This window comes from Anoxybacillus mongoliensis (assembly GCF_014201515.1).
GTDB classification, from domain to species: Bacteria; Bacillota; Bacilli; order Bacillales; family Anoxybacillaceae; genus Anoxybacillus; species Anoxybacillus mongoliensis.
This window is the reverse complement of sequence record NZ_JACHEQ010000001.1, coordinates 197807-223037: the sequence shown is the minus strand read 5'-3', so window position 1 is coordinate 223037 and position 25231 is coordinate 197807. Positions and strand designations below refer to the sequence as shown.

General features: G+C 42.4%; 24 protein-coding genes and 1 other annotated feature. Of the genes, 18 read left to right on the top strand and 6 right to left on the bottom strand.

What is annotated here, in order from left to right:
- Positions 1–5: 5 nt before the first annotated feature.
- The 5 genes from HNR43_RS01175 to clpB all read left to right on the top strand — a co-directional run bounded on the left by HNR43_RS01175 (position 6) and on the right by clpB (position 8048).
- Positions 6–1073 carry a carbamoyl phosphate synthase small subunit gene (locus HNR43_RS01175; RefSeq protein ID WP_183240453.1) on the top strand — a complete coding sequence of 356 codons (1068 nt, stop codon included), beginning with the start codon at positions 6–8 and terminating at the stop codon, positions 1071–1073.
- Entirely contained in the window at positions 1066–4170 is a 3105-nt protein-coding gene (gene carB / locus HNR43_RS01170) for a carbamoyl-phosphate synthase (glutamine-hydrolyzing) large subunit (RefSeq protein WP_183240450.1), read from the top strand. Before HNR43_RS01175 ends, carB begins: the two co-directional genes overlap by 8 nt.
- Positions 4167–5111, top strand: a complete 945-nt coding sequence (argF, locus tag HNR43_RS01165) for an ornithine carbamoyltransferase (RefSeq protein WP_183240448.1) — start codon at positions 4167–4169, stop codon at positions 5109–5111. Before carB ends, argF begins: the two co-directional genes overlap by 4 nt.
- An 89-nt stretch (positions 5112–5200) precedes the next feature.
- Complete coding sequence (locus tag HNR43_RS01160; protein WP_003395421.1) at positions 5201–5380, top strand: YjzC family protein; 180 nt, start codon at positions 5201–5203, stop codon at positions 5378–5380.
- 85 nt (positions 5381–5465) lie between these two features.
- Positions 5466–8048 carry an ATP-dependent chaperone ClpB gene (clpB, locus tag HNR43_RS01155; RefSeq protein ID WP_183240445.1) on the top strand — a complete coding sequence of 861 codons (2583 nt, stop codon included), beginning with the start codon at positions 5466–5468 and terminating at the stop codon, positions 8046–8048.
- A 25-nt stretch (positions 8049–8073) separates the two neighbouring features.
- Here the strand turns inward: clpB and HNR43_RS01150 are convergent, their stop codons facing one another.
- Positions 8074–8253 (bottom strand): YjzD family protein, encoded by a 180-nt coding sequence (locus HNR43_RS01150; RefSeq protein WP_183240442.1) that lies wholly within the window; start codon positions 8251–8253, stop codon positions 8074–8076.
- Positions 8254–8392: 139 nt separating this feature from the next.
- Between HNR43_RS01150 and HNR43_RS01145 the strand changes: the two genes are divergently transcribed.
- The 7 genes from HNR43_RS01145 to HNR43_RS01115 all read left to right on the top strand — a co-directional run bounded on the left by HNR43_RS01145 (position 8393) and on the right by HNR43_RS01115 (position 14317).
- A complete protein-coding gene (locus HNR43_RS01145) occupies positions 8393–9094 on the top strand; it encodes a hypothetical protein (RefSeq protein WP_183240440.1) in 702 nt (233 codons plus the stop codon).
- 90 nt (positions 9095–9184) lie between these two features.
- Complete coding sequence (locus tag HNR43_RS01140) at positions 9185–10138, top strand: BMP family ABC transporter substrate-binding protein (protein ID WP_183240778.1); 954 nt, start codon at positions 9185–9187, stop codon at positions 10136–10138.
- 100 nt (positions 10139–10238) lie between these two features.
- Entirely contained in the window at positions 10239–11171 is a 933-nt protein-coding gene (locus tag HNR43_RS01135) for a beta-ketoacyl-ACP synthase III (RefSeq protein WP_183240437.1), read from the top strand.
- 32 nt (positions 11172–11203) lie between these two features.
- Positions 11204–12445: a beta-ketoacyl-ACP synthase II gene (gene fabF / locus HNR43_RS01130; RefSeq protein ID WP_183240435.1), complete on the top strand. Its 1242-nt coding sequence runs from the start codon at positions 11204–11206 to the stop codon at positions 12443–12445.
- A 70-nt stretch (positions 12446–12515) separates the two neighbouring features.
- Positions 12516–13238, top strand: coding sequence for a DUF2268 domain-containing putative Zn-dependent protease (locus HNR43_RS01125; RefSeq protein WP_183240432.1), 723 nt, complete (start codon positions 12516–12518; stop codon positions 13236–13238).
- A 55-nt stretch (positions 13239–13293) separates the two neighbouring features.
- Complete coding sequence (locus HNR43_RS01120) at positions 13294–13500, top strand: YuzI family membrane protein (protein ID WP_183240430.1); 207 nt, start codon at positions 13294–13296, stop codon at positions 13498–13500.
- A 76-nt stretch (positions 13501–13576) separates the two neighbouring features.
- On the top strand, positions 13577–14317 hold the full coding sequence (locus HNR43_RS01115) for a YjbA family protein (RefSeq protein WP_183240427.1): 741 nt from the start codon (positions 13577–13579) through the stop codon (positions 14315–14317).
- Between the two features lie 30 nt (positions 14318–14347).
- Here the strand turns inward: HNR43_RS01115 and trpS are convergent, their stop codons facing one another.
- Positions 14348–15337 (bottom strand): tryptophan--tRNA ligase, encoded by a 990-nt coding sequence (gene trpS / locus HNR43_RS01110; protein WP_183240425.1) that lies wholly within the window; start codon positions 15335–15337, stop codon positions 14348–14350.
- Positions 15338–15384: 47 nt separating this feature from the next.
- Positions 15385–15614, bottom strand: a binding site (T-box leader).
- A 35-nt stretch (positions 15615–15649) separates the two neighbouring features.
- Entirely contained in the window at positions 15650–15982 is a 333-nt protein-coding gene (locus tag HNR43_RS01105) for a DUF3899 domain-containing protein (protein WP_221248105.1), read from the bottom strand.
- 283 nt (positions 15983–16265) lie between these two features.
- On the opposite strand from HNR43_RS01105, the gene HNR43_RS01100 reads away from it, so the two are divergent.
- From HNR43_RS01100 to HNR43_RS01080, 5 genes are all read left to right on the top strand, one after another.
- A complete protein-coding gene (locus HNR43_RS01100; RefSeq protein ID WP_183240419.1) occupies positions 16266–17918 on the top strand; it encodes a peptide ABC transporter substrate-binding protein in 1653 nt (550 codons plus the stop codon).
- A 108-nt stretch (positions 17919–18026) separates the two neighbouring features.
- On the top strand, positions 18027–18956 hold the full coding sequence (opp3b, locus tag HNR43_RS01095) for an oligopeptide ABC transporter permease (RefSeq protein ID WP_183240416.1): 930 nt from the start codon (positions 18027–18029) through the stop codon (positions 18954–18956).
- Complete coding sequence (gene opp3C / locus HNR43_RS01090; RefSeq protein ID WP_183240414.1) at positions 18953–19966, top strand: oligopeptide ABC transporter permease; 1014 nt, start codon at positions 18953–18955, stop codon at positions 19964–19966. The genes opp3b and opp3C overlap by 4 nt, the downstream gene beginning before the upstream one ends.
- Positions 19967–19986: 20 nt before the next feature.
- Complete coding sequence (locus HNR43_RS01085; protein ID WP_183240412.1) at positions 19987–21045, top strand: ABC transporter ATP-binding protein; 1059 nt, start codon at positions 19987–19989, stop codon at positions 21043–21045.
- Positions 21042–21980: an ABC transporter ATP-binding protein gene (locus HNR43_RS01080; RefSeq protein ID WP_183240409.1), complete on the top strand. Its 939-nt coding sequence runs from the start codon at positions 21042–21044 to the stop codon at positions 21978–21980. The genes HNR43_RS01085 and HNR43_RS01080 overlap by 4 nt, the downstream gene beginning before the upstream one ends.
- Positions 21981–22080: 100 nt before the next feature.
- Here the strand turns inward: HNR43_RS01080 and HNR43_RS01075 are convergent, their stop codons facing one another.
- Complete coding sequence (locus tag HNR43_RS01075) at positions 22081–22272, bottom strand: hypothetical protein (protein ID WP_183240406.1); 192 nt, start codon at positions 22270–22272, stop codon at positions 22081–22083.
- Positions 22273–22520: 248 nt separating this feature from the next.
- On the opposite strand from HNR43_RS01075, the gene spxA reads away from it, so the two are divergent.
- Entirely contained in the window at positions 22521–22931 is a 411-nt protein-coding gene (gene spxA / locus HNR43_RS01070; RefSeq protein WP_006318801.1) for a transcriptional regulator SpxA, read from the top strand.
- 12 nt (positions 22932–22943) lie between these two features.
- Here the strand turns inward: spxA and cls are convergent, their stop codons facing one another.
- Both cls and mecA read right to left on the bottom strand, forming a co-directional pair.
- Positions 22944–24452 carry a cardiolipin synthase gene (cls, locus tag HNR43_RS01065; protein ID WP_183240403.1) on the bottom strand — a complete coding sequence of 503 codons (1509 nt, stop codon included), beginning with the start codon at positions 24450–24452 and terminating at the stop codon, positions 22944–22946.
- 57 nt (positions 24453–24509) lie between these two features.
- Positions 24510–25178, bottom strand: coding sequence for an adaptor protein MecA (gene mecA, locus HNR43_RS01060; protein ID WP_183240400.1), 669 nt, complete (start codon positions 25176–25178; stop codon positions 24510–24512).
- Positions 25179–25231: the final 53 nt, after the last annotated feature.

Sequence of the window (25231 nt, the reverse complement as noted above, 5' to 3'; positions counted from 1 at the left end):
TTGAAATGGAAGCATATTTACATTTGCAAAACGGCAAAACGTTTATGGGGAAATTGGAAACAACATGGGCGGGAGATGTTACGGGAGAAGTCGTTTTTTTTACAGGGATGACAGGATATCAAGAAGTGTTAACTGATCCATCGTATAAAAATCAAATCATCGTTTTTACGTATCCGCTCATTGGAAATTACGGGATTAATGAAGTCGACTTTGAAAGCAAACAGCCGCATGTGAAGGCAGTTATCGTTTACGAGGCAGAGGAGACAGGGTATCATTACGAAGCGACGTATAGTTTGAAACAATATTTGCAAAAATGGAACGTTCCGCTTCTCACTCACGTGGATACGCGAGCGGTTGTGAAACAAATTCGTGAGCATGGAGCGATGCCTGCCGTCATTTCAACGAGTCAACAAGCGATCGTGCATATGGAGGAACAAGCGCCTGTTCCGCTTGTTAGCACATCGAAAATACAAACGTACGGAGAAGGTCATATGCATGTTGTTTTATTTGATTTTGGCTACAAAAAATCAATTGTTCAGTCGTTAATCGAGCATGGATGTCGCGTAACCGTCGTTCCGTACAATACGACGTTACAAACGGTGGAACAACTCGAGCCTAATGGGGTGCTGTTGTCAAACGGACCGGGGGATCCGAAACAGTTGTCACATCATTTGCCGAACATTTTATCGGTCATTGAACGCTACCCAACGCTTGCGATTTGTCTTGGACATCAGCTCGTGTCGCTTGCTTACGGTGGGGATACGGAAAAATTGCCGTTTGGGCATCGCGGAGCGAATCAGCCGGTATATGATGCGAAAACGAAAAAAGTTGTGATGACGTCACAAAATCACGGCTATGTCGTAAAAGCGGAAAGTTTAGCGCATACGCCGCTTTCCATTCGTTTTATTAACGTGAATGACGGTTCGGTGGAAGGTGTCGCCCATGAAACGAAGCCGATTTTATGTGTGCAATATCATCCGGAAGCCCATCCTGGACCAAACGATACGCAATTTATTTTTGCTGAATTTGTTGACATGATGAAAGCAGCAAGAAAGGAGAAAGTATATGCCTAAAGATTCAACGCTTCGTTCGATTCTTGTCATCGGTTCTGGTCCGATCGTCATCGGGCAAGCGGCAGAGTTTGACTATTCAGGAACGCAAGGTTGCTTAGCATTAAAAGAAGAAGGATACCGCGTCATTTTAGCGAACAACAACCCAGCGACAATTATGACAGATGAAGTGCATGCGGATGCTGTATATTTTGAGCCGCTCACCGTTGAAAGCATGGAAAAAATTATCGCAAAAGAGCGACCCGATGGGCTGTTGGCTACGCTTGGCGGTCAGACGGGACTGAATTTAGCATTTGCGCTGCATGAGCGTGGCATTTTGCAAAAATATAACGTTCGTTTGCTCGGCACACCGATTGAATCGATTAAGCGTGGGGAAGACCGCGAAGCGTTTCGTGCGTTAATGTACGAATTAAATGAGCCTGTGCCAGAAAGTGAAATTGTGACGACTGTCGAAGAAGCGGTGCAATTTGCAAAACAAATTGGGTTTCCGATTATCGTCCGCCCGGCATATACGCTTGGTGGAACAGGTGGCGGAATCGCCGAAACGATGGAAGAGCTCGTCGACATTGTGACGAAAGGATTGCATGAAAGTCCGATTGCGCAATGTTTAGTGGAACGAAGCGTCGCTGGTTTTAAAGAAATTGAATATGAAGTGATGCGCGATCACACAAATACGTGCATTACGATTTGCAACATGGAAAATATTGATCCTGTCGGCATTCATACGGGCGATTCGATCGTCGTTGCTCCGTCGCAAACATTGACGGATGTCGAATATCATATGTTGCGTTCAGCTGCCATTAAAATTATTTCGGCGCTTGGCATTGTTGGAGGTTGTAACATTCAATTTGCGCTCGATCCGAAAAGTAAAAAGTACTATTTAATTGAAGTAAATCCGCGTGTGAGCCGGTCATCTGCGCTCGCATCGAAAGCGACAGGTTACCCGATCGCTAGAATGGCAGCGAAATTAGCGGTCGGCTATACGCTTGCGGAACTAGTGAATCCAGTGACTGGACATACGTATGCGAGCTTTGAACCTGCGCTCGATTATGTTGTTGTCAAATTTCCGCGCTTTCCGTTTGATAAATTTTCGTTTGCTGATCGTCGTCTCGGCACACAAATGAAAGCGACAGGAGAAGTGATGGCGATTGACCGCAATTTCGAGCGAGCGTTGCAAAAAGCACTTCATTCGCTTGAATTAGACCATATCGGTTTATATTCACCAACCATTGCGAAACAGTCGACAAAGGCGTTAATTGACATCGTAAAAAAGGGAGATGATCGACGCTTTTTCGCGATATTAGAGCTGCTTCGACGCGGTATGTCAACGGAACAAATATATGAATGGACGAAAATCGACTTATATTTTTTAACGCGTTTTGCTCGGCTTATTGCGCTTGAACAACAGGCGAAAGAAACGACGCTTTCACTCATTGATGAACAAACGTTTCGAACGTTGAAAGAAAAAGGTTTTTCTGATGCGTATTTAGCGCATATATGGAACGTTGACGAAAAAGATGTACGAGAAAAAAGAAAAGCATACGGCATTGTACCTGCTTATAAAATGGTCGATACGTGTGCGGCGGAATTTTCAGCAGAAACATCGTATTATTACTCGACATATTTTGGTGAAAGCGAAGTGCAAACGAGCGACAAACCGAAAATGCTTATTCTCGGCTCAGGTCCGATTCGCATCGGGCAAGGTGTTGAATTTGACTATAGCTCTGTTCATTGTGTGTACGCTCTGCAGCAAGCAGGCTATGAAGCCATTTTAATAAACAACAATCCAGAAACAGTTAGCACCGACTTTACCGTTGCCGATCGTTTATATTTTGAGCCGCTGACGGTAGAAGATGTGTTAAATGTCGTGGAAGCGGAAAACGTCGAAGCGGTTATCGTACAATTTGGCGGTCAAACGGCCATCAATTTAGCAAATAAGCTTGAAGCTTATGGCGTTTCGATCATCGGTATGAATAGCGATACGATCGATCAGTTAGAAGATCGGGAACGATTTTATGCGCTCCTTCAGTCGCTTGACATCCCGCATGTGAAAGGAACGATGGCAACCGATGAGGCAGAACTACGAATAAAATCGGAAGAAATTGGATATCCACTATTACTTCGTCCATCGTACGTCATTGGCGGACGAGGAATGCATATTGTTTATGATAAACAACAGCTTTTTGAGCTTGTCGAGCAAGGTCTTGTATATCCTGTATTAATTGACGAATATATGCGTGCAAAAGAAGGCGAGCTTGACGCTATTTGTGACGGATATGACGTGTTCGTGCCAACGATCATTGAACATGTCGAAAAAACGGGCGTTCATTCTGGCGATAGTTATGCGTTGCTGCCTGCCCAATCGTTTACGGAAGAGGAAAAAGAAAAAATGATCGATTATGCGAAACGCATCACAGAAAAGCTTCATTTTAAAGGGTTAATGAATGTTCAGTTTATTGTACGAGGCGGGGAAGTGTACGTATTAGAAGTGAATCCGCGCGCCAGTCGAACTGTTCCAATTGTAAGTAAAGTGACAGGTGTGCCGATGGTTCAACTTGCGACAAACATATTGCTTGGGAAATATTTGTCGGAAGACGTCAAACAATCGGTTTCTATCCCATATGTTGTCTTAAAGTATCCGGTATTTTCGACATATAAATTGCCTGGTGTCGATCCGCTCGTTGGACCGGAAATGAAGTCGACAGGGGAAGGGATTAGCATCGCAAAAACAGTGCAAGAAGCGGCATATAAAGCATTTTATCCATATCTCATAAAGAAAAAAGGGGCGTGCGAAATATACGTCGATGCGCCAGAACATGCGACATCGCTCATTCAACAAGCGCAGTGCCACGGTCTAGCGATTGTGACAGATGAGCCGTTCGAACGATGGGTCGAGAAAAAAGAAGCGCTCGCATTTGTAAGCCTCATGCGTGATGAACAAAGTGCATGGCGAAGAAAACAGGCGCTTGCCCGTCATGTGCTCGTGTTGACGGAAGAAGAAACGGCTCATTTGTTTTTACAAGCGTTGTCTGTGCAACATTTTTCTGTTTGTTCGATTCAAGATTGGTTAAAAAAATTACGTGAAGTGGTGAGAAAATGAATATGACAGCAACGATTCAATTAAAAGGGAAAGATTTTTTAACATTAGCGGACTATTCAAAAGAAGAAATCGAGTATTTGCTTCATTTAGCGCTTGAATTAAAAGAAAAGCAACAAAACGGCGAACGGTATACGCCGTTAAGCGGCAAAACGTTGGCGATGATTTTTGAAAAACCGTCTACGAGAACGCGCGTCTCATTTGAAGTGGGGATGGTGCAACTCGGCGGGCATGCGCTTCATTTAAGCAGTCGCGATTTGCAAATTGGGCGCGGAGAAACGATTGCAGATACAGCACGCGTATTATCGGAATATGTTGACGGCATTATGATCCGCACATTTGAGCATGAAAAAGTAGAAGAGCTCGCCCAGTATGCGAAGATTCCGGTCATTAACGGGTTAACTGACGACGATCATCCGTGTCAAGCGCTCGCTGATTTATTGACAATTTATGAAGTAAAGGGAAAACTACAAGGACTAAAACTTGCTTACATTGGCGATGGAAACAATATGGCACATGCGTTAATGCTTGCGGCGGCAAAAGTAGGCATGGATTGTGCCATTGCTTCACCGAAAGGATATGAACCGAAAGAAACGATTGTAAAAAAAGCAAAACATATCGCCAGCGAAAACGGAGCGACCATCATCGTCACAAACGATCCGTACGAAGCCATTGCGAATGCGGATGTTGTATACACAGACGTATGGGCAAGCATGGGGCAAGAGGCGGAAGCGAATGAGCGCATGCGCGTTTTCACCCCGTTTCAAGTAAATGAAGCGCTCGTTCAACAAGCGAAACAAGATTTTATTTTTTTACATTGCTTGCCAGCGCATCGCGGAGAAGAAGTGACGGAAGATGTGATCGATGGGAAACAGTCGTACATTTTCCAACAAGCAGGCAATCGCCTTCATGCACAAAAAGCGTTGCTCGTTTCATTACTGTAACAGTTGGATGGTCATCCGTTATTTCTCATCATGTTTACGAAGCAAAACGGACATACTATAAAATGATGAGACGATGAGGAGGGATACGGATGGGGCAAAGTAGACATTTTCGCCCAGGGCAAAAAGCACCAAACAACGGTATATATATTGAAATTGGTGAGACAGGAGATCAAGTAAAAAATCCGAAGAAATTAAAACTAAAAGCAGGCGATCGTTTCCCTGAAACGTCAAATCATAACCGCATTTGGACATACTTTCCGAAGCCGTAAGCCATCCTTGCATAAGGGTGGCTTTCTCGTTATAATACGTAATAGATAAAGGTCAAATAAAGTCAAAGTCAAAGGGGTGAACGTGATGAATATGCAACAAATGACGGAAAAAGTGCAAGAAGCACTCATGCGAGCGCAATCGTTAGCGGTGGAAAAGCAACATCAAGAAGTCGATGTTGAACATGTATGTATCGCGCTTTTTGAGCAAGAGGATGGGCTTGCTCGGCGTATTTGTGAAAAAATGGGCGTTTCCGTTTCTCAATTGATGGATGAATGGAACAAGCAACTGAACAAAAAACCGCAAGTCATTTCTAGTTCGGAAGCCGGAAAAATATATGTCACAAGCCGTTTGCAACAATGGCTAGTGCGCGCGGAACAAGAAGCGAAACAAATGAGTGATGAATATATATCTGTTGAACACTTGTTGCTTGCTCTCGTTGCGGACAAAGATGTGCAACCGACTTTGTCGCGTTATAGTATTGACCGAGAGAAGCTATTACAAACGATTATGGAAATAAGGGGGAATCAACGCGTGGTTAGTCCAAATCCAGAAGCTACATATGAAGCACTGCAAAAATACGGTCGCGATTTAGTGGCAGAAGTGAAAGCAGGGAAAATTGATCCGGTCATCGGTCGCGATAGCGAAATTCGGCGCGTTATTCGCATTTTATCACGCAAGACGAAAAACAACCCTGTGTTGATTGGTGAGCCTGGTGTCGGTAAAACAGCGATCGTCGAAGGGCTCGCGCAACGCATCGTCCGAAAAGACGTGCCGGAAGGATTAAAAGATAAAACGATTTTTGCGCTCGATATGAGTGCCCTCATTGCTGGTGCGAAGTTTCGCGGAGAATTTGAGGAACGGTTAAAGGCGGTATTAAATGAAGTCAAGAAAAGCGAAGGGCGCATTATTTTATTTATTGACGAACTGCATACGATCGTCGGGGCAGGACGAACAGACGGTGCATTGGATGCCGGCAATATGCTGAAGCCGATGCTTGCGCGTGGGGAATTGCATTGCATCGGAGCGACGACGCTTGATGAATACCGTCAATATATTGAAAAAGACCCAGCGCTTGAACGGCGCTTCCAACAAGTGCTCGTCGAAGAGCCAACGGTTGAAGATACGATTTCGATTTTGCGTGGATTAAAAGAGCGATTTGAAATTCATCACGGCGTCAACATTCATGACGGTGCGCTTGTGGCGGCGGCGACGTTATCAGACCGTTACATTTCCGATCGTTTTTTACCTGATAAAGCGATCGACTTAGTTGATGAAGCGTGCGCGATGATTCGCACAGAAATTGATTCGATGCCGACAGAATTAGATGAAGTCATGAGAAAAATGATGCAGCTTGAAATTGAAGAAGCAGCGCTCAAAAAAGAACAAGATGAAGCAAGCAAACAACGCTTGCAAGCATTATCGCAAGAGCTGGCGAATTTGCGCGAAAAAGCAAACGCGATGAAAGCGCAATGGGAAAAAGAAAAAGAAGCGATTCAACATGTGCGCACATTGCGTGAGCAGTTAGAAAAAGCAAAGCGCGAGTTAGAAGAAGCAGAAAACAATTACGATCTAAATAAAGCGGCGGAACTCCGCCACGGACGTATTCCACAGCTTGAAAAACAATTAAAACAGCTCGAACAAAGCGAAAAAGAGCGCCGTTTGTTGCGTGAAGAAGTGACGGAAGAAGAAATTGCAACGATTGTGTCGAAATGGACGGGCATTCCGGTGACGAAGCTTGTGGAAGGCGAACGGGAAAAATTGCTGCGGCTTTCAGACATTTTACATGAGCGTGTCATCGGACAAGACGAAGCTGTTGAACTAGTGAGTGATGCGGTATTGCGTGCACGTGCAGGCATGAAAGATCCGAATCGTCCGATCGGTTCATTTCTTTTCCTCGGTCCGACAGGTGTTGGGAAAACAGAACTGGCGAAGGCGTTAGCGGAAGCGCTTTTTGACAGTGAACAACGAATCATTCGTATCGATATGTCTGAATATATGGAAAAACATGCGGTGTCCCGCTTAATTGGAGCACCGCCAGGGTATGTTGGTTACGAAGAAGGAGGACAACTAACCGAAGCGGTGCGCAGAAAACCATATTCGGTGATTTTGCTTGATGAAATTGAAAAAGCGCATCCAGAAGTGTTTAACATTTTACTGCAAATGTTAGATGACGGTCGCATGACTGACTCTCAAGGAAGAACGGTCGACTTTAAAAACACAGTCGTCATTATGACGTCCAATATTGGATCACATACGTTGTTAGAAGCGGTCGATGCGCATGGCGAGGTAAACGAAGAAGCGCGCGAACAAGTGTTGAAACAATTGCGTATGCATTTCCGACCAGAGTTTTTAAACCGCATCGACGATATTGTATTGTTTAAACCGTTAACCGTACGTGAGGTAAAAGGTATTGTCGAGAAGTTCATCAAACAATTAGAAGAACGGTTAGCGGAACGCCATATGACAGTCACACTAACAGAAGAAGCGAAAACGTACATTGCGACACACGGGTTTGACCATGTATATGGTGCGCGTCCATTGAAACGATTCATTCAAAAACATATTGAAACAAAGCTTGCGCGTGAAATTGTTGCAGGGCGCATTGGAGATTACAGTGCGGTGACAATCGATGTCGAGGGCGATGAATTGGTCGTAAAAAAAGGATAAACGGACAAATGCCGTTTATCCTTTTTTAATGATGCACAGGGTCGTTTGGAATGAGTTGCGCAATCAACAAAATGAGAACGGTTGCAATGATCGCTAATGTAGCCCCTGTTGCGAAATGATAAGTGACCCCGATCATCGAGCTAACGACGTATGTCACCATGTTTACTAATAAAAACGTCCAAAAAAACGTCCAGAAAATACGCATATAACTCCCTCCTTTACACTCTTTTTTTATCTTAACATAAATGGTGGATGAGCGAAAATGAAAAATTACAACGCCTAGTACACGAAAAAGAAAATCGCATACGATATATTGTACAATGATGTGCTTAAGGTGGACGGTTATGACAGAGAAGCAACGATTTTTCCAATTTAGCGAGCAATGGTGTGCGATTCATGTGCCAGAGCGACCGAACGGATTTGCATTACTTATTTTAGGAGATGTATCTCATTTTGTTGATGACAAGACGAGCTTATGGATGCAACATGTTGGAAAAAACAAGTTGTTACACGATTTATTACAACATGGGTATACGATTTTTTATTCGCATTTGTACGGTGCCAATTGGGGAAGTCCAAAAGCCGTCAAACTAGCGAAACAGCTTATTCATTACGTATTAAAAACGGAAATTTTAAATGAGCGCATTTACGTGTTGGCAGAAGGGATGGGAGCGCTTGTCGCTTTGCAATTGATGAACGAATTGGGCGACCAAATACGTGCCATCGCGCTATTAAATCCTTGTTTATCTTTACAAGGACAGTTGCAATATGAAAAAGAGCATAAATTTTTTTATAAGCGACTGTTGCGCCAACTAAAACAAGCATATGGGCAAGAAGAAGTTGAACGATGCATCCCTCCACTCTGTCCGCCCGTTGTGCCGATGAAAATTTGGCAAGTATCAGGGGTGAACCGATATCCGTCAACGATCCACGCACGAGCATATGCTCAAACGTTTCACGTTCCTGTATCGTATCATTTGCCGGAAAAAACGTATATGTTTGCGCAGGCCATTCATGACTTTTATGAGCAATATAGTGACGTATAGTCCCCATACCCGTGGGGATTTTTTCTTTACCGATAAGAAAGGAAACAAGTAAAATAAAAAATGAGACGGGAAAAGGAGTGTTGCATGTTGATGTGGCGATATACATATTTGATTTTTGCACTACTTGTTATTTTAACTTCTTGCGCCCCTGCTCAATTATCGTCGGGGAATGTACAAAAAGTTGGACTGCTTGTTCCTGATACGATTGATGATCAAGTGTGGGGAACGAAAGGGTATAAAGGATTGCTACGCATTCAAGCGAAATTTGGTGTCGATGTGTTTTATCGTGAAGGGGTAAACTCAAAGGCTGCGACTAAACAAGCGGTAAAAGAATTTCATCGAAAAGGCGTCAATTTAATTTTCGGGCATGGGAACGAATATGGAGAATATTTTGATGACATCGCAGAGAAATACCCGAACGTCCATTTTGTGTTTTTTAACGGAGAAGCGAAAAAGAAAAACGTTACGAGCTTAAATTTTCAAGGGCATGCGATGGGCTTTTTTGGCGGTATGGTCGCAGGACATATGACGAAAACGAATAAAATCGGTGTTATTGCTGCGTTTGAATGGCAACCGGAAGTGGACGGCTTTTTTGAAGGAGCGTTATATGAAAACGAAAACGTTCACGTTGATGTAGAATATGTGCAAAGTTGGGATGACATTGATGCAGCGATGGCAATTGTTGAGCGAATGATCGCTGATGGGGTCGATATTGTATATCCTGCTGGTGATAAATTTAGCGTACCGATCATTGAAAAAATGAAAGAACATGGGCTATATGCGATTGGCTATGTGACAGACCAAGCAGATTTAGGGGAACGAACGGTACTAACGAGCACCGTCCAACATGTCGATGCATTATATGAGCTCGTTGCGCAAAAGTTTATTGATGGAGAGTTAGCTTCAGGGACGACATATGTTGATTTTCAAGAAGGTGTCGTGGAACTCGGCGCGTTTAGTCCGCTTGTCGATGAATCGTTCCAACAAAAAATAACAAAAGCCATTGAACGATATAAAAAAACGGGGAAATTGCCAAATGAATGAGGGGAATACCACCCTCATTTTTTTATTGCATGAAACGAAAAAAGAAAGTAAAATTAGTACCAAGTAATAAAGTTTGATAATAAAAGGAGACGATATTTCCGTGAGTGCAGGAATTATTGGAATTGGACGATATTTGCCAGAGCGTATTGTGACGAATAAAGAATTAGAACAACAAATGGATACGTCTGATGAATGGATTCGGACGCGAACAGGTATCGAGGAACGGCGCATTGCTTCAGAAGATATGGATACGTCCGATATGGGATATATCGCAGCGAAGCGTGCGCTTGACGATGCGGGTATTTCTCCCGAACAAATTGATTTGATTTTAGTGGCGACGGTGACACCAGATCGTGCGTTTCCGTCTGTTGCATGTATGCTACAAGAAAAGCTTGGTGCGGTGCGCGCGGCAGCGCTTGATGTGAGCGCGGCATGTGCAGGATTTATGTATGCCATGGTGACAGCGAAACAATTTATCGAAACGGACACATACAAATATGTGCTCGTTGTCGGGGTAGAAAAATTATCGAAAATTGTCGATTGGACGGATCGAAACACAGCGGTGTTGTTTGGGGACGGTGCAGGAGCTGTTGTGATAGGGAAAGTTTCGGAAGGTCGCGGCATCGTGTCGTTTGAACTTGGAGCAGACGGTACAGGCGGAAAATATTTATATCAAGACGATTATGTCGTGATGAACGGACGGGAAGTGTTTAAGTTTGCTGTGCGTCAAATGGGCGAGTCGTGTATTCGCGTATTAGAAAAAGCAGGGTTGACGAAAGCAGACGTCGACTTTTTAATTCCACACCAAGCGAACATTCGTATTATGGAAGCGGCACGCGAACGGTTAGAACTACCTGTTGATCGCATGTCGATTACGGTTAATAAATACGGAAATACGTCTGCTGCATCGATCCCGATTTCACTTGTCGAAGAAGTGGAAGCTGGACGTATTCAAGATGACGATTTAATTATTATGGTTGGCTTTGGCGGTGGATTAACGTGGGGCGCTATTGCGTTGCGCTGGGGCAAATAACGATGTATGATGAAACAAAGGAGTGATGTGTGGTGGCGAAAAGACGAGTTGTTGTCACAGGATTAGGAGCAGTAACGCCGTTAGGCAATGACGTTGAAACGACGTGGAAAAACATCGTTGCTGGACAATCGGGCATCGGTCCGCTCACACGATTAAACGCGGACGATTTTCCTGCGAAAGTGGCAGCGGAAGTGAAAGACTTTCAAGTCGAACAATTTATGGATAAAAAAGAAGCACGCAAAATGGATCGCTTCACGCAATATGCAGTCGCGGCTTCGATGATGGCTGTAAAAGATGCCAATTTACAAATTACAGAAGATAACGCTACACGCGTCGGTGTATGGATCGGTTCAGGCATCGGCGGAATGGAAACGTACGAGGAACAACTAAAGACGTTTTTAGAAAAAGGGTATCGTCGCGTAAGCCCGTTTTTCGTTCCGATGATGATTCCAGATATGGCGGCAGGGCAAGTGTCGATTATGCTTGGTGCAAAAGGAATAAACTCATGTACAGTGACTGCTTGCGCCACAGGAACGAACTCGATTGGCGATGCGTTTAAAGTCATTGAACGTGGTGATGCGGACGTCATGATTACAGGCGGAACAGAGGCGCCGATTACGCATATGGCGTTTGCAGGATTTAGCGCCGCAAAAGCGCTCTCGTTTAATCCCGATCCGAAAACAGCGTGCCGCCCATTCGATCAACATCGTGACGGATTTATTATGGGCGAAGGGGCTGGCATTATTATTTTAGAAGAGCTGGAACATGCGCTAAAACGCGGTGCGCGCATTTATGCAGAAATTGTCGGTTACGGTGCGACAGGCGATGCATATCATATTACCGCGCCAGCACCTGGCGGGGAAGGCGGTGTACGCGCGATGCGCCAAGCGCTTCGTGATGCGAATATGCAACCTGAAGACATCGATTACATTAACGCGCACGGAACGAGCACAGAGTATAACGATAAATATGAAACGATGGCGATTAAAGAAGTGTTTGGTGAACATGCGTACAAATTAGCCGTCAGCTCGACAAAATCAATGACTGGTCATTTACTTGGCGCAGCTGGCGCGATTGAAGCGATTTTCTCCGTTTTATCGATTTACGATGGCGTCATTCCGCCAACGATTAACTATGAAACGAAAGATCCAGAATGCGACTTAGATTACGTGCCGAATGTCGCGCGCAAACAAGACGTGCGTGCCGTATTAAGCAACTCACTTGGTTTTGGTGGACATAATGCGACCATTATTTTCAAAAAATATGAAGGATGAGGCTCTCCTCATCCTTTTCACATTTTCCTTTCGTTTGTCGTACAATGCGATAACGAAAGGGGAGAGAGTCATGGGAGTGATTAACACAGAAAATTGGTTTGAACATGACAAATGGCGAGAAAAAATAAACGAAGACATACAGCGCCATTTATTTGCACATGGGATGGCGCGGCGCAATCAACATGATATGATGAAACAGCTTGAACAAAAAAACGTATGGGCGTTTGTTGCCAACAAGTTTGCCGAGCTAAAAAAAGAGTGGAATGGACCAGATGTGCCGATTTATATTTTTCCTGCCGATGCTACCAATCGTTCGCTCCAACATGAATTTGGCGGAAAGTCAGGCGTCGCTTTTCGCGATCAACTATTTTTATTTTTGCTTCCTCATGTTCCGAATGAACATATTTACGCCCTCCTCATTCACGAATACAATCACGTTTGCCGTTTACATGTTGATCCGAAAGATGAGCGCGACTATACGCTCCTTGACCGCATCGTCATGGAAGGATTAGCCGAAAACGCGGTGTATGAGCGACTTGGGAGCAAATATGTTGCGAAATGGACGACATATTACACAGAGGAACAACTAAAGCAGTTTACGAAAAAATGGATCGTGCCAAACATATCGCTTCGTCCAAACGATGCGCGTTACCGTCCGCTTTTATACGGTTCAACTTTTTATCCGCGCATGCTCGGCTATGCGGTCGGATATAACATCGTGAAGCGAGCGTTGGAAAAAAACACGATGATGGAATTATTGGTAATGGAATCAGAACAAATTTTTTTCATGTAACGCATCGTTTCCCTGCTTGTTCATACATATAGTAGTGGACAAGGGGGACTTATGTATGCGTTTCTTTTTTTATTTGCTTGGGTTTGGAATGTCGGTGATCGGTGGAACGACGATGATTGCGTATTTAAACATTATGGCATCGCGTGCAGATTGGAAAGAATATTTATTATTTATTAGCACAAAAGTGGAGTGTTATTTTTTACCTATCGGCTTATTCATGACGTGGCTAAGTATTTTTTTTCCATTTCGTGATGATGGTTAAATTTAGGGTGAAATGGAATAAAATGAACGACCTCTGACCATACTGTGAACAAATCGTTTGAAGTGAGGGGTTATGCATGTTATATCTTCACGATGTTTGGGTAAATTGGTTTGAAGGAGAAGAAAATGGATATAACGTTTGCCACTTTTATGAGTGGAGAAAAGATGATGCGATTGAGTTATTAGATCAAGTGCCAGTATTAAAAGTGAGCCCACAATTGTTTTACTACTTGGAAAATAGCCTATCGGAAATTCCTAAACCGTTGCTTGAAGATGTGCATCAAAAAGCGTATGTGCGCAAAAATCATGAACGCATTCAGCTTGATTATTGTTTTATCGCCACAGACGGCTATGGCATCATTGCGATTGATACGATTGGCTATCATATTCCGATTCGGAAAAGCCGTCTCATTCCACGGCAAGAACAGCTCGTTTATGAGATGATGAAAGAGCAAGATGTGCGCATATATCCGTTTCAACAAAGTGAAAAAGAATATCATATTTTATCGCCTCATCCTGCACTTATGAGCGGATTGACGCGCAAAGAGCGGCAATTGAAGCAGCTATTATTTATGGCGCTTGATCAGTTGTACGGAACGAAAAATGTCGCTGAAGTGCGCTATTGGTATACGGAGTGGGCACCAGAAAAGTATGCATACATTCAACAAATGTCGTTTGAAGAAGCGTGGAACGGCTTGTATGAAGAAGCGAAATACGGATGGTCGGAGCGCCATGCACATTTGTGCGAACGGCTCGTGAAAGGACAACCGTTTTTTGAAAAACTATGGGAAATGGAACAAGAGCCGAAGGTGAATTAAAAAACTCAGCCCCGCATGGAGCTGAGTTTTTTATCTTCTTTTTCTTCCTAAACCGATGGCATTTTCCATTTTATTCAACATTTTACTTGCGACGCGGTTTGCTTTTTCGGCACCTTCGTCTAAAATGTCGTCTAGTTCGGAACTTTCCATGAGCTCATAATATTTTTGTTGAATTGGCGTTAATGCGTCAATAATGACTTGAGCAACGTCTGCTTTAAATTCCCCGTATCCTTTTCCAGCATAACGTTCTTCTAACTGTTCAATCGGTTCGTTCGCTAAAATGGAGTAAATCGTTAATAAGTTCGATACGCCCGGTTTATTTTCTTTATCATAACGAATGATTCCTTCAGAGTCCGTCACAGCGCTTTTTACTTTTTTCTCGATCGTTTTTGCATCATCAAGCAACGTAATGTACGATTTTTGGTTTGGATCCGATTTGCTCATTTTTTTCGTCGGATCGGTTAGTGACATAATGCGTGCACCGATTTTTGGAATGCGCGCTTCTGGGATCGTGAAAATTTCTCCGTATCGTTTATTAAATCGCTCCGCTAAATCGCGCGTCAGCTCAATATGTTGTTTTTGGTCTTCGCCGACAGGGACGATGTCCGTCGAATAAAGTAAAATATCAGCTGCCATAAGCGGCGGATACGTTAACAACCCAGCGCTGACCGCTTCTTTTCCAGCTGATTTATCTTTAAATTGCGTCATCCGCTCTAATTCGCCAATGTAGGCGATGCATTGCAAAATCCAACCCGCTTGCGCATGCGCAGGCACTTCTGATTGAATAAACAACGTTGATTTGTTCGGATCGATGCCAACCGCTAAATAAAAGGCCGCTAAACTGCGAATGTTTTTCCGAAGCGCGAGCCGATCTTGCGGAACGGTAATCGCATGTTGATCAACGATACAAAAGTAGCAGTTGTAATCGTCTTGCAATTCAACAAATTGCTTCATCGCCCCGATATAGTTGCCGAGCGTAATGACACCGCTCGGTTGAATGCCAGAAAAAATCGTCTTCATGAAATCACTCCTTTTTTTATTTTTCCAAATAAAAAAGTCCTATCATCTTTAGGGACGATAGAACCGTGGTGCCACCCTAGTTATTGCCGATACGACAATCACTTTGCCCATGCGCATGCATGGCACCTTTGTAACGTAAGGCAAACGTCCAAGCCTACTTTTTGTGTTCAGCTTGAATGCTCGAAAGCCCATTCCATACAACTAGCGGCTTGTTCGCACCGTCCACAAGCTCTCTGAACGCCTCGTCATATGTACTATTCTTCGTCATCGCATCGGTTTTTGAAAACATTATATGAGTTTCCACTTCGATTGTCAATTCATGTATGAAAAAATGAGCGTTGCGCCTGTGACGACCAGCCCAGCAAAAAAAAGCGTCGCTCCCCATTGTTTTTTTGACGCGTCGTCGCGTTGTTCATCAGCCATGTATCGTTCAACAGGGGAACGAAACAATCGTTTAAAGCTAGAAATGGTAACGTCGAAAAATCCTTTTTCATATATGAATCGAAATCCACCAATAATAACGAGTGGTTGAGCAAGCAAAAAAGAAGTATTAATAAATGTTAACCATTTGTTTGAAGAAAAAAGTGCAACCGTTAGCGCAACTAAAAATATGAAAACACTTGTTATGACTGCATTTTTCACCATTCATCCACCTTTCGCGCTTAATCGCTGTAAAGTATTATACTAAAAAAAGTGTAAATTTTCTATTTACAAACGAATAAAAAACAAATAAAATAGTCATCAAGCTGATTTTATCAAATTTGTGAACAAGCTTAACATTTATTTAAAATGTTAGAAAATTTAAAAAAAGTTTCAAAAAAATCTTTTCAAGTATACTAATTCGTTATATAATGTCCTTGTGTTTCAAATCTTCTGATAAATCAGAAGATGGAAATAAATACAATAAAAAGATGAGGGGGAAACTCGCATGAAGAAAAAGTTATCGATCTTTTTCGTTCTTCTTCTCGTCGCTTCCATGGTGCTAGCAGCGTGTGGCGGCAAAAAAGAAGAAGCGGAGCCTTCTAAAGAAGGCGAAAAGCCGGCTCAAGAAGCGCCAGCGAAAGAGCAAGTGTTAAACTTGCTTGAAACATCAGAAATTCCTTCGTTGGACTCTACATTAGCAACTGACAGCGTATCATTCCGCGTCATGAACAACGTATTTGAAGGTCTATACCGCTTAGACCAAAACAATGAGCCAACACCTGGAATGGCTGAGAGCTATGAAGTAAGCGAAGATGGAAAAGTATACACATTCAAACTTCGCGATGCGAAATGGTCAAACGGTGAGCCTGTGACGGCAAACGATTTCGTATATGCATGGAGAAAAGCGCTTGATCCAAACACAGGTGCTGAGTATGCATACATTATGTACGACATTAAAAACGCTGAAGAAGTAAACACAGGAAAAGTACCTGTTGACCAATTAGGTGTAAAAGCGGTTGACGAAAAAACATTACAAGTTGAATTGAAAAACCCAATTCCTTATTTCTTAAGCTTATTGGCGTTTCCTACATTTTATCCACAAAACGAGAAATTCGTTAAGGAACAAGGGGACAAGTACGGTCTTGAAGCAAACACAACAATTTACAACGGTCCGTTCGTATTAAGCGAGTGGAAACATGAACAAAGCTTCCAGTTAAAGAAAAACGAGCAATATTGGGATGCACAAACAGTAAAGCTTGAAACAATTAACTTCAACATCGTTAAAGACGTTGCGACTGGTGTAAACTTATATGAAACAAACAAAGCAGACCGCGTTGGTTTAAGCGCAGAGTTTGTTGACAAGTATAGCAGCGACAAAAACTTTAAAACAAAATCAGAGCCTGTATTGTTCTTCATTCGCATGAATCAAAAGAACGAAGTGTTGAAAAACGTCAACGCTCGTAAAGCGATTGCGATGGGCTTCGATAAAGAAGCAATGGTTGCAACAATTTTAAATAACGGTTCAAAAGCAGCGAACTATTTCGTTCCAGAAGGATTTGTTACTGGTCCGAACGGAAAAGACTTCCGTGAAGAAAATGGCGATTTAGTGAAATTTAACGCAGAAGAAGCGAAAAAGTATTGGGAACAAGCGAAAAAAGAGCTTGGCAAAGACAAAATTACGCTTGAATTGTTAAACTACGATTCTGAAAGTGCGAAGAAAATCGGTGAGTTCTTAAAAGAGCAACTTGAGACAAACTTACCTGGTTTAACAATTAACATTAAGCAACAACCATTCAAGCAAAAACTTGATCTTGAAAGCAAAATGCAATATGAGTTATCATTTGCTGGTTGGGGTCCAGACTATCAAGACCCAATGACATTCATCGATATGTTTGTGACAAACGGTGCTCACAACCAAACAGGTTGGTCAAATGCTGAGTACGACAAGCTTGTAAAAGATGCGAAAACAACGCTTCTTTCTGACTTGCAAGCTCGTTGGGATGCAATGGTAAAAGCTGAGAAAATCTTGTTAGATGAAGCAGTTATCGCTCCAATGTATCAACGTGGTGCAGCATACCTTGAGCGTGAATACGTCAAAGGTATTGTTGATCATCCATTCGGTCCAGACAACAGCTACAAGTGGGCATATATCGAGTAATCGAAAAGAAAGGAGAGTATATGTGCGACAGACAAGCATATACTCTCCTTTTGCCTGCTAATCCGAAAAATTTCAAAAAGTTTTTAATTTTGTAAGGAGGTGTGCAATATGGCACGATATACGTTACAACGTTTTGTTTACATGTTGATTACGTTGTTTATTATCGCAACGGCAACGTTCTTTTTAATGAAGCTTCTCCCAGGTTCCCCTCTCCAAAATCAAGAGAAGTTATCGCCAGAACAACAAAAAATCATTTTAGAAAAATATGGATTAAACGATCCGGTGCCAGTACAATACATTCGCTATCTAGGCAACTTGGCGAAAGGAGATTTAGGGGTTTCTTTCCAGTATGATAATCGTCCAGTTTCACAATTGATTGGCGATCGCATCGGCCCATCTGCACAACTTGGTTTTCAAGCGCTTGTATTCGGAACCATTGTCGGTATTTTGCTAGGTGTCATCGCTGCTGTTCGTCACAATACAGCCATTGACTATACGGCAACGATATTAGCTGTTTTAGGTATTTCTATTCCATCATTTGTATTTGGTGGATTGTTACAATATTACATCGGCGTAAAATTGAAACTACTTCCTGTTGCGTTTTGGGAAGGATTTGAGTATACAATTATGCCAACGTTGGCATTATCGGTATTTGTTATTGCAAGCATTGCGCGCTTTATGCGTACAGAAATGCTAGAAGTGCTCGGTTCAGATTACATTTTAACCGCGCGTGCGAAAGGAATTAGTGGTTTCGGCGTTATTTTTAAACACGGATTAAGAAACGCAATGATTCCAATTATTACAATTCTTGGTCCGATGGCAGTTAACTTAATGACGGGAACGTTAGTTATTGAGCAAATTTTCGCTGTTCCGGGCTTAGGGGAGCAGTTCGTTCGTTCGATTAACTTAAACGATTATCCGGTCATTATGGGTACGACGATTTTCTATAGTGCGTTATTTATTCTCGTTATTTTTATTGTGGACTTGCTTTACGGTTTAATTGATCCGCGAATTCGTTTAGCGGGAGGGAAAAAATGATGACAGAAAAACAATTATCTCCTGAGTTGTTTGAATTAGCGACAGAACGCCAAGGTGATATGGAAAAAATTAATCGTCCAAGCTTAACGTTTTTCCAAGACGCTTGGATTCGTTTGCGTAAAAATAAAGGAGCCGTTTTCGGATTAGTGATGATTATCATCATTACGCTTATGGCCATTTTTGCGCCAATACTTAGCAACCATACGTATAAAGAGCAAAATTTAAAACATGCGAAATTACCACCGCGCATTCCGGTGTTGGAAAATATAGATTGGCTTCCGTTTAACGGAAAAGATATGAATGGAATTAATGTGTACGAAAAACGTGGAGTGAAAGAATACTATTGGTTCGGAACAGACGATCTCGGACGTGATTTATGGACGCGTACATGGTATGGGGCTCGCATTTCGCTATATATCGGTGTATTAGCGGCGGCGATTGATTTGTTAATCGGGATTGCATATGGCGGGATTTCTGGATTTTACGGCGGTCGTGTCGACAATGTGATGCAACGTATTATTGAAGTGTTAGTTGGTATTCCGAATTTAATTGTTGTTATTTTGTTTATTCTTGTGTTTGAGCCGGGAATTATTTCGATTACTGTCGCAATGGTTATTACTGGCTGGGTGACGATGGCGCGTATTGTGCGTGGACAAATTTTGAAATTAAAAAATATGGAATACGTTTTAGCTGCTCGTACGCTCGGTGCATCTGACTCTCGTATTATCGCTAAACATTTATTACCAAACGTCGTTGGTCCAATTATTATTACGACGATGTTTACGATTCCGAGTGCGATTTTTACAGAGGCGTTTTTAAGCTTTATTGGACTCGGTATTCGTCCACCTCAAGCATCGCTCGGTTCACTCGTCAACGACGGTTACAAATCGATCCAAACGTTCCCTCATTTAATGATGATTCCAGCGTTTGTGATCAGCTTACTCATTTTAAGCTTTAACTTATTAGCAGACGGATTGCGCGATGCGCTTGATCCAAAAATGCGTAAATAACGGATGAAAGGGGTGGAATGATGGAAAAGGTACTAGAAGTAAAAGATTTGCATATTTCTTTTGACGTGTACGGTGGCGAAGTACAAGCTGTACGAGGTGTATCGTTTGATTTATATAAAGGAGAGACGCTTGCGATCGTTGGTGAGTCTGGTTCAGGTAAATCGGTCACATCTAAAGCGCTTATGCGTTTACTACCGATGCCACCGGCAAAAATTAAACAAGGACAAATTTTATTAGAAGGTCGCGATCTCACAAAGCTGTCGGAAAAAGAGATGCAACGTGTACGCGGTGCGGAAATTTCGATGATTTTCCAAGACCCGATGACTGCATTAAATCCAACGATGACAATCGGAAAACAAATTACAGAAGTATTATTAAAGCATCAGCAAATGACAAAAGAAGAGGCGAAAGCGCGTGCCATTGAGCTACTTGATCTTGTTGGTATTAAAGAGCCAGCGCTTCGTTTTAAACAATATCCGCATCAATTATCAGGTGGGATGCGTCAACGTGTCGTCATTGCGATTGCACTTGCATGCAATCCGAAAGTGTTAATTGCCGATGAGCCGACGACAGCGTTAGACGTAACGATTCAAGCGCAAATTTTAGAGCTGATTAAAGACATTCAGAAAAAGACAGGAACGTCGATTATTTTCATTACGCATGACTTAGGTGTGGTGGCAAATGTAGCGGATCGTGTGGCGGTCATGTATGCTGGAAAAATCATTGAAAAAGGAACGGTTGATGAAATTTTCTACAACCCGAAACATCCGTATACGTGGGGGTTGCTTGCGTCGATGCCGAGCTTAGAACATGGCGATGAGGAATTGTACTCGATTCCGGGAACGCCTCCGGATTTGTTAAATCCACCAAAAGGAGATGCGTTCGCGCCTCGCAATGCGTATGCGTTAAAGATTGACTATGAAATGGAACCGCCAATGTTCAAAGTTTCTGATACGCACTATGCGGCAACATGGTTGCTTCATCCGAATGCACCGAAAGTCGAACCTCCGAAAGTCGTTCGTGAACGGATGAAAAAATTCGTTACACTAACGAACAACAAAGGAGGGAATAAGCAATGAGCGAAAAACAAAAACTTGTCGAAGTGAAAAACTTAAAACAATATTTTAAAGTCGGTAAAGGTCAAGTTGTCAAAGCGGTTGACGATGTGACGTTCGACATTTATAAAGGCGAAACGCTCGGTCTTGTTGGTGAGTCAGGATGCGGAAAGTCAACGACAGGCCGTACGATTATTGGGTTATATGAAGCCACAGGCGGCGAAGTATTGTTTAACGGTTTAAGTGTGCATCGGAAAAAGTCTGCGAAAGAAGCGAAAGAATTAAAACGGAAAATGCAAATGATTTTCCAAGACCCGTATGCATCGTTAAACCCACGTATGACGGTTGCGGATATTATTGCGGAAGGAATCGATATTCACGGATTAGCGTCTTCGAGAGAAGAACGCATGAATCGCGTGTATGAATTGCTTGAGACGGTCGGACTGAACCGTGAACACGCGAACCGTTATCCACATGAGTTTTCTGGCGGGCAACGTCAACGGATCGGCATTGCACGCGCGCTTGCGGTTGAGCCGGAATTTATTATCGCAGACGAGCCAATTTCGGCACTTGACGTATCGATCCAAGCACAAGTTGTCAACTTAATGAAAAAGTTACAACGTGAAAAAGGATTGACGTATTTATTTATCGCTCACGATTTGTCAATGGTCAAATACATTAGCGACCGAATTGGCGTCATGTATTTCGGAAAAATGGTTGAGCTTGCGGATGCAGAAGAGTTGTACCGCAATCCAATTCATCCGTACACGAAATCGCTTCTTTCAGCGATTCCACACCCAGACCCAGAAACAGAACGGACGCGCAAACGTATCATTTACGATCCATCGCAACATAATTATAAAGAAGGCGAAGATGTGCGCATGCGCGAAATTACGCCAGGTCATTTCGTTTACTGCTCCGAAGCAGAGTACGAAAAATATAAGGCGATGTACAGCTAATCTCTCGAACGAGAGGTTAGCTTTTTTCGTTTGATGTACTAAAGTATTATACAATATTTTGATTCGTTTGACTATTTCGTTTTTAAAAAAAGCCTCGAGATTATCTCGAAGCTTTTTTTCCACCGACCGCTTTCCAGCCTGTTTGCATTTGTTCACTCATCGCTGTATGTAATCGCTTTTTCCGACCGCCAAATATGTTTTCACCAATGCCGTTTAAAATGACGCCCATGAGCGCCGTAATGCCGATCACTAAAATGGCGACGATCGTAAAGTCGATAAAAAATTGCGCCATACGTTTTCCCCCTTTGTTTGCCATGTCTATTTTTATTGTAGAGAAAATTTGAAACTAACGCAACGAAAAATGAAACCATTTTGATCGGACAACCGTATAATATGTTGGGTAAAATTGAAAAAAGGTGTATCTTTCTAAACTTTTTTGTTGTATAATGTACGTTGTAGAGTTTTTTAAAGTCATTTTAAAATAAGATGTGTTTTAATACAGAAAGCGAATAAAGCAACCCATAAGGGAGTGATTCACATATGGTGATCGTATATTCATCGCCAAGTTGTACGTCTTGCCGAAAAGCAAAAGCGTGGTTAGAAGAGCATAACATTCCGTATAAAGAGCGCAATATTTTTGCCGAGCCGTTAACGATTGAAGAAATTAAAAGCATTTTGCGTATGACAGAAAACGGAACGGACGAAATTATTTCGACTCGTTCGAAAATTTTTCAAAAGTTAAATATTCAAGTGGATTCGTTACCGCTGCAAGATTTATATGAAATTATTCGCCAACATCCAGGATTGTTGCGCCGTCCAATTATTATGGACGAAAAGCGCCTGCAAGTTGGTTACAACGAAGATGAAATTCGTCGCTTTTTACCGAGAAAAGTGCGGACGTATCAATTGCGTCAAGCACAACAGCTCGTCAACAACAAAGGCTTAGCGTAAATGCTAAGCCTTTTATAGTAGTGGTGAAAGAAGGCGTGCTGTCGATTCAGCGATGCGCATCCAGAGCGGTCGGCGTTTGAATTGATGTATATCAATTTTTGATGAATGCTCGAAGTCGTTTAAAAAGTCATCGACTAGCGTTTGTACGCTTGGCGTTTGATATAAAAACGCATTCACTTCAAAATTTAAATGAAAACTGCGCATATCCATATTCGCCGTGCCGATCGAAGCGAGTTCCCCATCTACGACGATAATTTTGCTGTGCATAAACCCTTTTTCGTATTCGTAAATGGTCGCCCCTGCTTCGAGTAGTTCAGGAAAATAAGAGCGAGAAGCGTAAAACACAATTTTTTTATCCGGTCGCTTCGGCACGAGAAGTCGTACATCAATACCGCTTAATGCTGCTACTTTCAATGCCGTTAAAATATCTTCATCTGGAATGAAATACGGTGAGGCGATCCAAATCGATTGTTGGGCTGATGTAATCATCGCAAAAAATAAATGTTTAATGACTTCCCATTTCGTATCCGGTCCACCGGCGACAAGCTGAACGCCTCCGAGCGTTTCATCCTCAACCGTCGGCGCACTTAAATAGTTCATTGTCAACCATTGTTGACCGGTCATGTAATACCAGTCTTGTAAAAAAATCAGTTGCAACGTGCGCACCGCTTCGCCATACACGAGTAAATGCGTATCGCGCCAAAAGCCGAAATACTCATTTTTCCCTAAATATTCATCGCCAATATTTAAGCCGCCAACGAAGCCGACTTTTCCATCAATGACGATAATTTTGCGATGGTTGCGGAAGTTGATGGTATTGTTTAAAAACGGCAAGCGAACAGGGGAGAATGGGATCATATCGACGCCTGCTTCGCGCATCTCATGTATGTACGTTTTCGACAGTTTCCAACTTCCGACCGCATCATATAAAAAGCGGACGTGTACCCCTTTTTTTGCTTTGGCGATTAATATTTGTTTTAGCCGTTGCCCGATATCGTCATCACGTACGATATAATATTCAAGATGAATGTGATGCTCTGCTTTTTCTAATTCCGCAAAAATGGCAGCGAACGTTTCTTCCCCGTTTGTTAACACGCGCGTTTTTGTTGCGGTTGAAATCGATTCTTTCGTCATTCGTCTAGCTAGTTGTAACAACGGCTGTTGATGTGGTTTCATATATAATTTTCGTTCATGATTCGCGTCATTCCGTTCTAGTTTGCGAAACGTTTGTTCATCGAGTAGCGCTTTTTTTCGAAATAATCGTTTTTTCCGATAGTTTTGACCGAGTAAAAAATAAAAAATAAAGCCGATGAGCGGAAAGCTACTAAATAAAACGAGCCATGTGAGCGTTTTCGTCGGGTGGCGATTTTCTAAAAAGATGACAAACGAAATAAAAATAACTGACAATGTGACGAATAAGCTGAACGTTCCGAGTAGCCAGCCTTCCCAATAATCTTTTGTCACTGCTAGAAAGCCGATGAAAGCAAGTATAAATAGTGCAACTTTTAACGCATTTCTCATTTGTTGTTCACCTGACCTCGCGAGAAAAAAGCCGATTTCAATTGGTTGAAATCGGCGTTATGAGTTTGGAAAGTGTTTTGCGATCATCGTTAATGCTTGTTGTGCGATGACGATTTTCCCATATTCTTCAAGGCGATGAATCGTCATTTGAGAATCTTGCCCGTATTCAAGTAATATGCTTAACATATTATCAATGTCGCGATCGGTATCTTCTTCTGTAAATTCGACGTACAAGTAATAGTTATTTTCAAATGCGAATAACTTGTTGTGTAATGTTGAAAAATCGCGACGATGAGCAAGAGCGATGACGTCCTCAATGTTTTTAAAGCGGATGACGAACTGGAGCGGATTATCAGGCGCTTGTGTCGACGACGATTTAATAATGTTAAAATGTTGGTCTAATATATGTTCAATTTTTTCATCGACCGGTAAGTCTTTGAATCGTTCATCGAGAATAGGTAACTCCAGTTTGCTTCCGTCTTTTGAAATTTGGGCTTTTGTGACGAACACTTCTAATCCTTTTTCAAGCGCATGCACTTGAATCCAAAGCGGTCCTTCTAAATAAATTTCCACTTCTTGATTGATTTCGTCCATCATTTCCCAAAACAATTCTTCGCTTCGCTCGCGATTGTACCAAATTTCTTCGCGATCAAAGCCACGTTCCTCAATATCTCCGTACGATATATATAGCTTCAACGTATATTCATTGATGCGTTCGATTTCCATGTTCTTCATCTCCCTTCTATGATTATCCATTCAGGAAGGGAATTTACCCCTGA